We start from the raw sequence: 12,776 nt of genomic DNA, 5'->3' as shown, positions 1-12,776 counted from the left end.
TCCTGCCTGAAAGCGGCTTACGGGAAATTCGGGGAATAGGTAGCGTCTAGCCAGCGGCCAGTTGCCGCGCCGCGCCAGTGCGCCAGCGGGCCAGGTGTTCATCGGCGTAGCGCCGCAGGCAGCGCAGCACGGCACTTTCGTGCTGCATGAGGAAGAAGTGGTGACCGTCGAACATGTCCAGGGAAAAGCCACTGGCGGCGTCGAGTTGCCAGTCGAGCAACTGGTCGGCGCGCACGCTGTCCTGTTTGCCGCCGAACACGTGGATCGGCATCTCCAGCGGTGCGCGCTCGCCGTAGGTGAAGCTGCCGCACAGCAGGAAATCGGCGCGCAGGATCGGCAGCATCAACTGCATCAACTCGGGGTTGGCCAGGGCTTCTTCGGCGGTGCCCTGCAGTTCGCGCAGACGGGCGATGAGTTGTTCGTCGGTCTTTTCGACGGCGTATTCGCTGACGTCACGACGCGCCGGCCCGGCCGTACCGGACGCAAACAGCGCCAGCGGCGCGGGCACGCCGCGAGTGCTCAAGGCGTGCGCCAGTTCAAAGGCGAGCAGGCCGCCGAGGCTGTGGCCGAACAACGCGTAGGGACCATTCAAGCCGCGGCTGATTTCGTCGGCGAGCTGCGCGGCCAAGGCCTTGATATCGCGCTGCAGCGGCTCGTCCATGCGCATGCCGCGGCCGGGTAATTCCAGCGGACACACCTGCAACCACTCAGGCAGGGCACGGCGCCAACGCGCATAGACCATGGCGCTGGCGCCCGAATAGGGCAGGCAGAACAGGCGCAGTCGAGTCGGCGTACTCATCGAGTCACGACTCCAAACTGAAACACGCTGTATGCACGATAAAAACCCATTTCGTCCTCCTGCGGGTGCGGATCCTTGGCCGTTTGCTAACGGACCTGTCACCCAGAAGAACGGACGGCACCGGCAAATAATTAGTCGCCGGGTACGCGCGAGACGTGGTTCACACCGAACAAGAAAGCATAAGATTAGTTCGCCTTCTCATTTGACAATCATTATCATTAAGCATAATTTGTTGCCCGATGTGTAGGAGGCCTCAGCAAGGACGCCCTCCCCTAACCTCTTTTGCGACAAGGTGATTTCCATGACGGAACAAGTATCCACAGGCAGGTGCGACTCACCGCTTCTCCAGGCATTCGTCGATAATCGGCTGATTCTGGTGAAGATCGCGGCACGCATTACCGGGTGCCGCTCGCGGGCCGAAGACGTAGTACAGGATGCCTACTTCCGGCTGCAATCGGCGCCGACGATCACGTCATCGTTCAAGGCTCAATTGAGCTATCTGTTCCAGATCGTGCGCAACCTGGCGATCGATCACTACCGCAAGCAGGCCCTGGAGCTCAAATACTCCGGAACGGAAGAGGAAGGCTTGAATGTGGTTATTCACGGCGCTTCACCGGAAACCTCGCACATTAATTTCAATACCCTGGAAAACATCGCCGACGCGCTGACCGAACTGCCCCAGCGCACCCGCTACGCGTTCGAGATGTACCGCCTGCACGGCGTGCCGCAAAAGGACATCGCCAAGGAGCTGGGCGTCTCGCCGACCCTGGTGAACTTCATGATCCGTGATGCGCTGGTGCACTGCCGCAAGGTGTCGGGCAGCCATAGCGATACGTTTGCGCGCAGGGTCTGATCCCCAGCAGATGAAATGTGCGCCTTATGTGGGAGCTGGCTTGCCTGCGATGCAGGCACCTCGGTTTTTCAGTTGCACCGAGTTGATGCTATCGCAGGCAAGCCAGCTCCCACACAAGCTCGCGCCACACTTTTGATCGGTGTTGTGCCTGTCAGGGCGTGGGCATCACATCAATGCGATACGGCTCGAAAATCTTCAACATCTCGCCATCGTCACGCAAGCGCTTGAGCAACGCGGCAAACGCCTCCCCCGTGATCGGCGCTTTCGGGCGCAGCAGCGCGTAGTGGTGATACACCTGGTCGATGCGTTCCGACACCAGGAACTGCCCGGCCATCTCCGCGTTGCGCACCATAAAGTCACTCAGGTACGAACGGGTCACCAAGGCGATGTCGGCACGCCCGCGCGCGACCATCAGCAGGTTGCTGTCATGGGAGTAGGTCAACGTGGCATTGAAGTGCTCGGCCATGTACTTGGGGTCGGGGTTGAAGTTGGCGAAGGCGTAGTGATAACCGCTGAACACCGCCAGGCGTTTGCCGTTGAGGTCAGCGAAATAGCCTTGGTCGCGACCGGACTCACGCTGGGCGACAAAGATTTCCGCGTCTTCCAGGCCCATGTCGACGGTGGTGTGGGGAATCTTCTGCCAGCCCCAGTCAGGGTTTTCGAAGATAGCCATATCGACCCGGCCCTGCTCGAAATCGCGAAAGCGTCGCGGAATGGAGGTGGGCACCAAGACAAATTGGTAGTCGGTTTGCGAGGCGTTCAGGGCCTCGACCAGTTGCGGCAGCAAACCGGTGTCGGCGCCCTGCTCGGGGCGCACGGTGTAGGGAGGGAAATGTGCCGCGCCGATGCGCACTAATTGCGCAGCCGAAGCCGGCATCCACCACGCGGTGCCCAGTGCCCAAAAGGTAAGTCCTGCAGCCAGCCGCCATGGCGAAAACATCAAGGCACACACCGTTCAAAAACGCTAATGCCGATAAGCTAGGCGTTTTTGTCTGGCGAGACAACTTTCCATCGGCAAATTAATAGCTTGCGTCTCAATCGGCTTTCAGAACCATCAACAGGGCTTCTTCGGCCAGCTGCTCAAGCGTCAGGCTGCCCTCGGCGCGAAACCAGGTGGTGGTCCAGGACAAGGCGCCGGTGAGGAACCGCCGGGCGATAAACACATCGCCGCGGATATAGCCGGCGTCCTTGGCCTCGCCCAATACTTGCAGCCAGAGCGCCTCATACACATCGCGCAGGGCCAGCACCTGGGCCTGGCCTTCAGCCGACAGCGAGCGCCACTCGTACACCAGCACCGCCATGGCCTCGCCGCTGCCGCCCATGATCGACTGCAATTCGCAACGGATCAGCGCCAGCACCCGTTCGCGCACAGTGGTCGCCTCTTCCAGCGAAGCGCGCATCATCGCCGTGTTGTAGTGGATGGTTTCTTCCATCACCGCGCGCAGGATCTCGTCCTTGCTCTTGAAGTGATGAAAGATGCTCCCGGACTGAATGCCCACCGCACTGGCCAGGTCGCGCACGGTGGTGCGCTCGAAGCCCTTGTTGCGAAACAGGTGGGCCGCGGTTTGCAGCAGCTTGCCACGGGCACTGTCGGGGTCGGTCAACTGGCCGCCATCGACCATGGTGCGCATCACCCGCAGGGCTTTTTGCTCATCCATGCCTCTCTCCTCTACTTCCACGGACGTCTTGGGCGGCAATTTAGGCCGTGGCAGCCACCCAAGCAAGCGCTTGGCTAAAACTTGTGCGCGGAGTTTACAAACCAAGCGCTTGCTTGGTAGTCTCGCTACCAGCCATTCGAGGAAGGATTTCTCATGAGCAAGACGGTTCGTATCGGCTGCGCCAGCGCCTTCTGGGGCGACACCTGCACCGCCGCCGCCCAATTGGTACAGGGCGGCGCGCTGGATTACCTGGTCTTCGACTACCTGGCCGAAGTCACGATGTCGATCCTCGCCGGCGCGCGCATGAAAGATCCCCAGGCCGGCTATGCCACGGACTTCGTCGACGTGCTTACGCCCTTGCTGGCGGAAATCCAGCGCCAAGGCATTCGCGTGATCAGCAACGCCGGCGGCATCCACCCCCAAGCCTGCGCCGCGGCCTTGCAAGCAGCCTGCGACAAGGCAGGCGTTGCACTGAAAATCGCCGTGCTGCTGGGCGATGACCTGCAGCCCCAACTCAAGCAATTGCACGGCATCACCGACATGTTCAACGGCACGCCGCTGCCGCCGATGTGCGTGTCCGCCAACGCCTACCTGGGCGCACCGGGCATTACCCAGGCGCTGCAGTTGGGGGCGGATATCGTCATCACCGGCCGGGTGGTGGACAGCGCGGTGGTCAGCGCCGCGCTGGTGCATGAATTCAACTGGTCATGGCAGGACTACGACCGCCTCGCCCAGGCTGCATTGGCCGGGCATATCATCGAATGTGGCGCGCAGTGCACCGGTGGCAACTTCACCGATTGGCGCGACGTGCCGGACTACGAGCACATCGGTTTTCCCATCGTCGAGGTCAGCGCCGACGGCCAGTTCACCGTCAACAAGGTCGACGGCACCGGCGGGTTGATCAGCGAACTCAGCGCGGCCGAACAGTTGCTGTATGAAATCGGCGACCCCCGCGCGTACCTGCTGCCGGATGTGATCTGCGACTTCAGCCAGGTCAAGTTGCAGCAGCAAGGCAAACACTGCGTACGCCTGCACGGCGCCAAGGGCTCGCCGCCGACCGAGCAGTACAAAGTCAGCGCCACGTACCCGGACGGTTTCCGTTGCACCGCCAGTTGCCTGATCGCCGGCATCGATGCGGTGGCCAAGGCCGAACGGGTCAGCCAGGCGATCATCAACAAGACCTCGGAACTGTTCAGCCAACGCGGCTGGGCGCCTTACACCGAAGTGAACATCGAACTGCTCGGCAGCGAAGCCACCTACGGCGCCCACGCAATGCGCCAGGACTGCCGCGAAGTGGTGGTGAAACTGGCGGTGCGTCACCCGAGCAAACAGGCATTGGTGCTGTTCGCCCGCGAGATTGCCCAGGCCGCCACCGGCATGGCCCCGGGCCTGACCGGCATCGTCGGCGGGCGACCGACGGTGTACCCGTTGATAAGGCTGTTTTCGTTCCTGATCGATAAGGCGTCCTGTGACGTGCTGATCGACTTCCAGGGCGAACGCCACGCCTGCGCATTGCCGATGGCCGATGCGCCCACCCTGCCCGACGCGCCGATAGCCCCACCCAAGCCCCAAGGGCGCGCCGACGCCAGCGTGCCGCTGGTGAAACTGGCCGTGGCGCGTTCAGGCGACAAGGGTAACCACAGCAACATCGGCGTGATCGCGCGCGATCCCGACTACCTGCCGTGGATCGCCGAGGCGCTGACCCCGGAAGTCATCGTCGATTGGATGGGCCACGTGCTGGACCCCGTGCACGGCCGCGTCGAGCGCTGGTATTTACCCGGCAGCCACAGCCTCAATTTCCTGCTGGAAAACGCCTTGGGCGGTGGCGGCATCGCCAGCCTGCGCATCGACCCGCAAGGCAAAGCCTTCGCCCAGCAACTGCTGGACATCCCCATTGCCGTGCCGCAACACATCGCCGATTTTCTCAACTGACAGGAGCGTTGCCGTGGCCTTCGACTCAATCTTCAAAGCCGACCTGTTCCAGGGGCAAACCGTGATGGTCACCGGCGGAGGCAGTGGCATCGGCCGTTGCACTGCGCATGAATTGGCGGCGCTGGGTGCACAGGTGATTCTGGTGGGACGCAAGCCGGAAAAGCTGCAAGCGGTCGCGGCGGAAATCGCTGAAGACGGTGGCATCGCCCATTGGCACGCCTGCGACATTCGTGATGAAGAAGCAGTGAAGGCACTGGTTAGCCAAGTCCTGAATGACCACGGTCAACTCCATGGTTTGGTGAATAACGCCGGCGGCCAGTACCCCTCGCCACTGGCTTCAATCAACCAGAAAGGCTTCGAAACCGTACTGCGCACCAACCTCGTCGGCGGTTTCCTGGTGGCGCGGGAAGTGTTCAACCAATCCATGAGCAAGCACGGCGGCGCCATTGTCAACATGCTCGCCGACATGTGGGGCGGTATGCCCGGCATGGGCCACTCGGGTGCGGCGCGCGCCGGCATGGACAACTTCACCAAGACCGCCGCCTTCGAATGGGGGTATGCCGGCGTGCGGGTCAACGCCGTGGCGCCGGGCTGGATCGCCTCCAGCGGCATGGACACCTATGAAGGCGCGTTCAAGGCGGTGATCCCGACCTTGCGCGAACACGTGCCGCTCAAGCGTATCGGCACGGAGTCGGAAGTCAGCGCGGCCATCGTGTTCCTGCTCAGCCCCGCCGCCGCCTTTATCAGCGGCAGCACCCTGCGCATCGACGGTGCCGCCAGCCTGGGCAGCCGCGCCTGGCCGTTGCACAAGGCGCAGGCGCCGAGTGAGCCCTTCAATGGCTTCCACCGCGCCTACCTGCCGGATGTGCTCAAGGCGGAGCAATAAACCATGCCGGTGATTGAATCCTTGATCGACGCCCACAGCGCCCAGTTCGCGCAAAACCGCGAGGCCATGCTGGCGGCCATCGCCCAGCTGCACCAACTGGAACACAACCTGCTCGCCAAGGCCCAGGAAGCCAAGCCCAAGTTCGACAAGCGCGGCCAACTGCTGCCCCGCGAGCGCCTCAACCTGCTGCTGGACCCCGGCGCGCCGTTCCTGGAACTGGCCAGCCTGGCCGGCTACAAGCTGCACGACGACAAAGACGGCAGCGCCGCCGGCGGTGGGTTGATCGCCGGCATCGGCTACGTCAGTGGCGTGCGCATGCTGGTGGTGGCCAATAACAGCGCGATCAAGGGCGGGACTATTTCCCCTTCCGGCTTGAAAAAATCCCTGCGCCTGCAACAGATCGCCATGGAGAACAAACTGCCGGTGGTGACCCTCGCCGAAAGCGGCGGTGCCAACCTCAACTACGCCGCCGAAATTTTCGTCGAGGGTGCGCGCAGCTTCGCCAACCAGGCGCGCCTGTCGGCCCTGGGCTTGCCGCAAATCACCGTGGTGCATGGCTCGGCCACGGCGGGCGGCGCCTATCAGCCGGGGCTGTCGGATTACGTGGTGGTGGTGCGCGGCCGCGCCAAGCTGTTCCTCGCGGGCCCGCCGCTGCTCAAAGCCGCGACCGGCGAAGTGGCCACCGACGAAGAACTGGGTGGCGCCGAAATGCACGCCCAAACCGCCGGCACCGCCGAATACCTGGCGGAAAATGACGCCGACGGCGTGCGCATCGCCCGTGAGATTGTCAGCCTGTTGCCCTGGAATGATCGCCTGCCGCAGGCGCCCCGACGCGCTTACGCCGAGCCGCTGCACCCCATCGAAGAGCTGCTGGGCCTGATCCCGGATGACCCGAAAAAACCCTACGACGTGCGTGAAATCCTCGCCCGCCTGGCCGACGGCTCGCACTTCCTCGAATTCAAGGGCGAGTTCGACGCCCACACCGTGTGCGGCCACCTGCATATCCAGGGGCGTGCCGTCGGGGTGATCGGCAACAACGGCCCCATCACACCCAAGGGTGCGAGCAAGGCCGCGCAGTTTATCCAACTGTGCGACCAGAGCCGCACGCCGCTGCTGTTCCTGCACAACACCACCGGTTTCATGGTGGGCACCGAGTCGGAGCAACAAGGGGTGATCAAGCACGGCGCGAAGATGATCCAGGCGGTGGCCAATGCACGAGTGCCTAAACTCACGATTGTGGTCGGCGGCTCCTACGGCGCCGGCAATTATGCGATGTGCGGCCGTGGCCTGGACCCACGCTTCATCTTCGCCTGGCCCAATAGCCGCACGGCGGTGATGGGCGGCGCCCAGGCGGGCAAGGTGCTGCGTATCGTCACCGAAGCCAAGCAGTTGAAGGACGGCCTGGTGCCGGATCCCAAGGTGCTGGACATGCTGGAACAGGTCACCGCGCAGAAGCTCGACAGCCAGTCCACTGCGCTGTATGGCAGCGCGAATCTGTGGGACGACGGGCTGATTGATCCACGGGATACGCGGACGTTGCTGGGCTTTGTGCTGGATATCTGCCACGAGGCCGAGGTGCGTGAGTTGCAAGCCAATACCTTCGGTGTAGCGCGTCTCTAAATTTCGCCCGAGACGCTGCGCGTCACGATAAGGAGAACAATAAAAAATGATCTTTACCCAAGAACACCAGGAACTACGCCGCACCGTCCGCGCCTTCGTTGATCGCGAGATCAACCCCCACGTCGACGAATGGGAAAAGGCCGGGCGCTTTCCCATCCACGATATTTTCCGCAAGGCCGGCGACCTCGGCCTGCTGGGCATCTCCAAGCCGGAAAAATTCGGCGGCATGGGCCTGGACTACAGCTATTCCATCGTCGCCGCCGAGGAATTCGGCACCGTTCACTGCGGCGGCATTCCCATGTCCATCGGCGTGCAGACCGACATGTGCACCCCCGCCCTCGCCCGCTTCGGCTCCGATGAGTTGCGGGATGAATTCCTGCGTCCGGCCATCAGCGGCGAGCAGGTCGGCTGCATCGGTGTCTCGGAAACCGGTGCCGGTTCCGACGTGGCCGGGCTGAAAACCCATGCGCGCAAGGACGGCGACGACTATGTGATCAACGGCAGCAAAATGTGGATCACCAACTCACCCAGCGCCGACTTCATCTGCCTGCTGGCCAACACCTCCGACGACAAGCCGCACATCAACAAATCGCTGATCATGGTGCCGATGAACACCCCCGGCATCAGCGTCAGCCCGCCCCTGGAAAAACTCGGCATGCACAGCTCCGAGACCGCCCAGGTGTTCTTCGACGGCGTGCGCGTGCCGCAGCGCAACCGCATCGGCCACGAAGGCGCGGGGTTCATGATGCAGATGCTGCAGTTCCAGGAAGAACGCCTGTTCGGCGCGGCCAACATGATCAAGGGCCTGGAGCATTGCATCGACACCACCATCGAATACTGCAAGGAGCGCCAGACCTTCGGCAAGGCGCTGATCGACAACCAGGTCATCCACTTTCGCCTGGCCGAACTCTCCACCGAAATCGAATGCCTGCGCGCGCTGGTCTACCAGGCCACCGAGCAATACATCAAAGGCCAGGACGTGACTCGCCTGGCCTCCATGGCCAAGCTCAAGGCCGGGCGCCTGGGCCGAGAAGTCAGCGACAGCTGCCTGCAATACTGGGGCGGCATGGGCTTCATGTGGGACAACCCCGTCGCCCGCGCCTATCGCGATGTGCGCCTGGTCTCGATCGGCGGCGGCGCCGACGAAATCATGCTGGGCATCCTCTGCAAACTGATGGGCACCTTGCCTGGGAAAAAGCCATGAACACCTTATTGCTCGAACCCCATAACGGCGTGCTGCACATCACCCTCAACCGCCCGGAAAACCGCAATGCGATGAGCCTGGAGATGGTCAACGAACTGCGCACGGTGCTGGCGCAATTGGACAGCCAGGTCCGCGCACTGGTGATCAGCGGGGCCGGCGGGCACTTCTGCGCCGGCGCCGATGTGAAGGACCTGGTCACTGCGGGCAATCAACTCCAGGCGCTGAACCGCGCGTTCGGCACCTTGCTGCAGGAAGTCGAAGCGGTACCGCAAGTCGTGATCGTGGTGCTGCAAGGCGCGGTGCTGGGCGGCGGCTTTGGGCTGGCGTGCGTGAGTGATATCGCCATCGCCGATCACCAGGCGCAATTCGGCCTGCCGGAAACCAGCCTGGGCTTACTGCCGGCGCAAATCGCGCCGTTTGTGGTCAAGCGTATCGGCCTGACCCAAGCCCGCCGCCTAGCGCTGACCGCGGCGCGCTTTGACGGCCTGGAAGCCGAGCGACTGGGCGTCGTGCACTTTACCGAACGCGACCCGCAGGCATTGGCGGAACGGCTGGATGACGTGTTGGGACAGGTGCTGCGCTGCGCACCGGGCGCGAATGGACGGACCAAATCCCTGTTGCTGGCCAGTGTGGATGAACCGCTTGAGGCTGTGCTGGACCGTGGGGCGCAGTGGTTTGCCGAAGCGGTGAGGAGTGAGGAAGGGATTGAGGGGACGCAGGCGTTTGTGCAGAAAAGAAAGCCTCGGTGGTGCAAATGACGCCATCGGGGGCAAGCCCCCTCCCACATTTGTACTGAGTACGCCACAACCACACCGGTCGGCTCTATCTGGGAGTGCCCCGTCAAACACGCTGGCCGAACGCAGGCTTGAATCCGCGGCCGTTACCGCAGAAATGGATGTGTACTCGAGGACCGCAACAATGCCGCAGCTAACGAAAATCCTGATCGCTAACCGCGGCGAAATCGCCTGCCGCATCCAACACACCGCCCAAGCCCTGGGCTACCGCACCGTCGCCGTCTACAGCGAAGCCGACGCCAAGGCCCTGCACGTCCAGATGGCCGACGAAGCCGTCTACATCGGCCCCGCCCCCGTCCAACAGTCCTACCTCAACATCGAAGCCATCCTCAACGCCGCCACACTCACCGGCGCCGACGCCATCCACCCCGGCTACGGCTTCCTCTCTGAAAACCCCGACTTCGCCCGCGCCTGCCAACACGCCAACCTCACCTTCATCGGTCCCAGCGTCGCCGCCATCGAACTGATGGGCAGCAAACGCCTGTCCAAACTCGCCATGCTCGACGCCGGCGTGCCCTGCATCGCCGGCTACCAAGGCAGCGCCCAGGACGACGTCACCCTGCAACAAGAAGCCGAGCGCATCGGCTACCCACTGATGATCAAAGCCAGCGCCGGCGGTGGCGGTCGCGGCATGCGCCTGGTGCACCACGCAAAAGACCTGTTGAACAACCTGCAGACCGCCCGTTCGGAAGCCAAGAACGCCTTCGGCAGCGACGAACTGATCCTCGAACACGCCCTGATCGACCCCCGTCACGTCGAAATCCAGCTGTTCGGCGACAGCCACGGCCACTTGATCTACCTCGGCGAACGCGACTGTTCCATCCAGCGCCGCCATCAGAAAGTCATCGAAGAAGCCCCCTGCCCCATCATGACACCCGAGCTGCGCCTGGCCATGGGCGAAGCCGCCCTGAAGGCCGGGCGCGCGGTGAACTACGTCGGCGCCGGCACCGTGGAGTTCCTGCTCGACCGCCACGGCCAGTTCTACTTCCTGGAAATGAACACCCGCCTGCAAGTGGAGCACCCGGTGACCGAGCTGATCACCGGCCTCGACCTGGTGGACTGGCAACTGCAGATCGCCGCCGGCCAACCGCTGCCGCTGACACAAGCGGAGGTCACCCTGAGCGGCCACGCCATGGAAGTGCGCCTGTACGCCGAAGACCCGGCCCAGGGCTTCCTGCCGCAAACCGGCGATGTGCTGCGCTGGGAACCGGCGGCGGGCGTACGCATTGACCACGGTGTCGTAGAAGGCCAACGCATCAGCCCGTTCTATGACCCGATGCTGGGCAAGATCATCGCCCATGGCGCCACCCGCGAAGAGGCGCGGCGCAAGTTGTTGCGGGCGGTGGAAGACACGTTGCTGTTGGGGGTGGCGACCAATCAACGGTTATTGGCCGATCTGCTCAAGCACCCGGAGTTTATCGCGGGTGATTTCAGCACCGGGTTTATCGCGCAACACTTCAGCGAGATCCCGCCCCAGCCCCTATCAAAAGAACACCTTAGCCTGGCCGCCGCGTTGTTTTACGCACACAGCGCGCACCCGCATCCCCCAGCACTGGCAGGCTGGCGCAACACCGCCAGCACACTCTGCACCTACCGCCTGGAGGTCAACGGCGACATCCACGACGTCAGCGCTGAGCCCCTGCCACTCACTACCGAAGGTGGCTACGCCATAGGGGTGTTCAACGGCATTCGCCGTCGCATGGCCTATCACCTCGACGGCAACCGACTGTGGCTACCCGGCCTGACGGTGATCGACCGCACCCAGCAGGTCGCCAGCCGCCAGGCCGACGCCAGCAGCGGGACGGTCAAGGCGCCGATGGACGGTGCAATTGTCGATGTGCGGGTCAGCGCCGGTGACAGCGTCACCAAAGGCCAACTGCTGTTGGTACTCGAAGCGATGAAAATGGAGCACCCACTGACGGCCGGTATCGACGGCGTGATCAAGGGTGTGCAGGTCATTGCGGGTGATCAAGTGCGCAATCGTCAGGTGTTACTCGAGATCGTCTAGCCCTAGGCGGAACTACAGGGCCGGGCTACGCTCTACCCCCAACAGAAAGGGAAGAGTACGGGAACCTGCGCGATGCCTCATTGGCTGATTATTGACCTTGAAGCCACAACGGATGAAGGCGGCTGGCCCGTGACGGAGATGGAAGTCATCGAGATCGGCGCGAGCCTGGTCAACCGCCAGGGCCGCGAACTGGACCACTTCCAGCGCTTTGTGCGGCCGCTGCGGCGGCCATTGCTGACGCCCTTCTGCCGCCAGCTGACCCACATCACCCAGGCGAACATGGACGGCGCGGCGCCGATCACCGAGGTGTGGCCGCTGTTCGAGCGTTGGCTGGGCCAGCACCACGCACGCCTGGAGGGCTGGGCCAGTTGGGGTGACTACGACCGCGCGCAGCTTGAACTGGAGTGGCAACGCCATGGCCTGGCCAGCGCACTCGCCCACACGCCCCATGTGAACCTCAAGCAGCGTTTCGCCAAGGCCCGGCGCCTGGACAAGCCCCTGGGCCTCAATGGCGCCCTGCAACTGGCGGGGATGCAGTTCCATGGCCAGCAACATCGCGCGCTGGAGGACGCCCGCAACACCGCGCGCCTGTTGCCGCTGATTTTGCCGGTCTAGGCAGTTCCCCTGCCCTTGGGCATACTGGCCGACCTTTCCAGACCCTTTTCCGAGGAATCGCCCATGTTTAAAGTCAACGAGTACTTCGACGGCACCGTCAAGTCGATCGCTTTCGGCACCGCAGAAGGTCCGGCGACCATCGGCGTAATGGCCCCCGGCGAATACGAATTCGGCACCGCCCAGCGTGAAATCATGCACGTGGTGTCCGGCGCCCTGACCGTTAAGCTGCCTGACGCCAGCACGTGGGAAACCTTCGCCGCCGGCAGCCAGTTCAACGTGCCGGCCAACAGCAAGTTCCAGCTGAAGGTCGCCGTGGACACCGCCTACCTGTGCGAATACCGCGGCTGAGGGTGACCAGCAGGCAAAAAAATGCCCGTCTCGCAGGAGACGGGCATTTTTTATGGCCA

At 63.1% G+C, this 12,776-nt stretch carries 12 protein-coding genes; 9 read left to right on the top strand and 3 right to left on the bottom strand.

Translation table 11 applies throughout. The annotated features are described in order from the left end of the window. Positions 1-46: 46 nt before the first annotated feature. Positions 47-799 carry a thioesterase II family protein gene (locus BM403_RS16290; RefSeq protein ID WP_093543730.1) on the bottom strand — a complete coding sequence of 251 codons (753 nt, stop codon included), beginning with the start codon at positions 797-799 and terminating at the stop codon, positions 47-49. 301 nt (positions 800-1,100) lie between these two features. Here BM403_RS16290 and BM403_RS16285 point away from each other — a divergent pair, with 301 nt between their 5' ends. Then, positions 1,101-1,652, top strand: a complete 552-nt coding sequence (locus tag BM403_RS16285; protein WP_005789991.1) for an RNA polymerase factor sigma-70 — start codon at positions 1,101-1,103, stop codon at positions 1,650-1,652. Between the two features lie 151 nt (positions 1,653-1,803). On the opposite strand, the gene BM403_RS16280 is transcribed toward BM403_RS16285, so the two are convergent. Beyond that, a complete protein-coding gene (locus tag BM403_RS16280; RefSeq protein WP_093543728.1) occupies positions 1,804-2,592 on the bottom strand; it encodes a substrate-binding periplasmic protein in 789 nt (262 codons plus the stop codon). A gap of 94 nt (positions 2,593-2,686) precedes the next feature. Further along, positions 2,687-3,310 carry a TetR/AcrR family transcriptional regulator gene (locus BM403_RS16275; RefSeq protein WP_015885151.1) on the bottom strand — a complete coding sequence of 208 codons (624 nt, stop codon included), beginning with the start codon at positions 3,308-3,310 and terminating at the stop codon, positions 2,687-2,689. A gap of 153 nt (positions 3,311-3,463) precedes the next feature. Between BM403_RS16275 and BM403_RS16270 the strand changes: the two genes are divergently transcribed. The 8 genes from BM403_RS16270 (at position 3,464) to BM403_RS16235 (ending at position 12,717) form a co-directional block, all read left to right on the top strand. Further along, positions 3,464-5,242 carry an acyclic terpene utilization AtuA family protein gene (locus tag BM403_RS16270; RefSeq protein WP_093543726.1) on the top strand — a complete coding sequence of 593 codons (1,779 nt, stop codon included), beginning with the start codon at positions 3,464-3,466 and terminating at the stop codon, positions 5,240-5,242. 13 nt (positions 5,243-5,255) lie between these two features. Next, positions 5,256-6,128 carry an SDR family oxidoreductase gene (locus BM403_RS16265; protein WP_015885153.1) on the top strand — a complete coding sequence of 291 codons (873 nt, stop codon included), beginning with the start codon at positions 5,256-5,258 and terminating at the stop codon, positions 6,126-6,128. Positions 6,129-6,131: 3 nt separating this feature from the next. After that, the gene (atuC, locus tag BM403_RS16260; protein WP_093543724.1) at positions 6,132-7,748 is read left to right on the top strand and encodes a geranyl-CoA carboxylase subunit beta; all 1,617 of its coding nucleotides are present in this window, start codon (positions 6,132-6,134) and stop codon (positions 7,746-7,748) included. Between the two features lie 46 nt (positions 7,749-7,794). Next, the gene (atuD, locus tag BM403_RS16255; RefSeq protein WP_015885155.1) at positions 7,795-8,952 is read left to right on the top strand and encodes a citronellyl-CoA dehydrogenase; all 1,158 of its coding nucleotides are present in this window, start codon (positions 7,795-7,797) and stop codon (positions 8,950-8,952) included. After that, positions 8,949-9,710 (top strand): enoyl-CoA hydratase/isomerase family protein, encoded by a 762-nt coding sequence (locus BM403_RS16250; RefSeq protein ID WP_015885156.1) that lies wholly within the window; start codon positions 8,949-8,951, stop codon positions 9,708-9,710. The genes atuD and BM403_RS16250 overlap by 4 nt, the downstream gene beginning before the upstream one ends. Before the next feature lie 160 nt (positions 9,711-9,870). Continuing rightward, on the top strand, positions 9,871-11,754 hold the full coding sequence (locus tag BM403_RS16245) for an acetyl-CoA carboxylase biotin carboxylase subunit (RefSeq protein WP_015885157.1): 1,884 nt from the start codon (positions 9,871-9,873) through the stop codon (positions 11,752-11,754). A 72-nt stretch (positions 11,755-11,826) separates the two neighbouring features. Beyond that, complete coding sequence (locus BM403_RS16240) at positions 11,827-12,369, top strand: 3'-5' exonuclease (RefSeq protein WP_015885158.1); 543 nt, start codon at positions 11,827-11,829, stop codon at positions 12,367-12,369. A 63-nt stretch (positions 12,370-12,432) separates the two neighbouring features. Further along, positions 12,433-12,717: a pyrimidine/purine nucleoside phosphorylase gene (locus BM403_RS16235; protein WP_015885159.1), complete on the top strand. Its 285-nt coding sequence runs from the start codon at positions 12,433-12,435 to the stop codon at positions 12,715-12,717. Positions 12,718-12,776 lie beyond the last annotated feature (59 nt).

The organism is Pseudomonas sp. OV546 (assembly GCF_900116845.1).
Lineage (GTDB): Bacteria > Pseudomonadota > Gammaproteobacteria > Pseudomonadales > Pseudomonadaceae > Aquipseudomonas > Aquipseudomonas petroselini.
This window is presented reverse-complemented; position numbering and strand designations above follow the sequence as displayed.

Coding starts and splice junctions, on each gene's coding strand:
- BM403_RS16290 (WP_093543730.1), bottom strand. CDS start 799: ATGAGTACGCCGACTCGACTGCGCCTGTTCTGCCTGCCCTATTCGGGC.
- BM403_RS16285 (WP_005789991.1), top strand. CDS start 1,101: ATGACGGAACAAGTATCCACAGGCAGGTGCGACTCACCGCTTCTCCAG.
- BM403_RS16280 (WP_093543728.1), bottom strand. CDS start 2,592: ATGTTTTCGCCATGGCGGCTGGCTGCAGGACTTACCTTTTGGGCACTG.
- BM403_RS16275 (WP_015885151.1), bottom strand. CDS start 3,310: ATGGATGAGCAAAAAGCCCTGCGGGTGATGCGCACCATGGTCGATGGC.
- BM403_RS16270 (WP_093543726.1), top strand. CDS start 3,464: ATGAGCAAGACGGTTCGTATCGGCTGCGCCAGCGCCTTCTGGGGCGAC.
- atuC (WP_093543724.1), top strand. CDS start 6,132: ATGCCGGTGATTGAATCCTTGATCGACGCCCACAGCGCCCAGTTCGCG.
- atuD (WP_015885155.1), top strand. CDS start 7,795: ATGATCTTTACCCAAGAACACCAGGAACTACGCCGCACCGTCCGCGCC.
- BM403_RS16250 (WP_015885156.1), top strand. CDS start 8,949: ATGAACACCTTATTGCTCGAACCCCATAACGGCGTGCTGCACATCACC.
- BM403_RS16245 (WP_015885157.1), top strand. CDS start 9,871: ATGCCGCAGCTAACGAAAATCCTGATCGCTAACCGCGGCGAAATCGCC.
- BM403_RS16240 (WP_015885158.1), top strand. CDS start 11,827: ATGCCTCATTGGCTGATTATTGACCTTGAAGCCACAACGGATGAAGGC.
- BM403_RS16235 (WP_015885159.1), top strand. CDS start 12,433: ATGTTTAAAGTCAACGAGTACTTCGACGGCACCGTCAAGTCGATCGCT.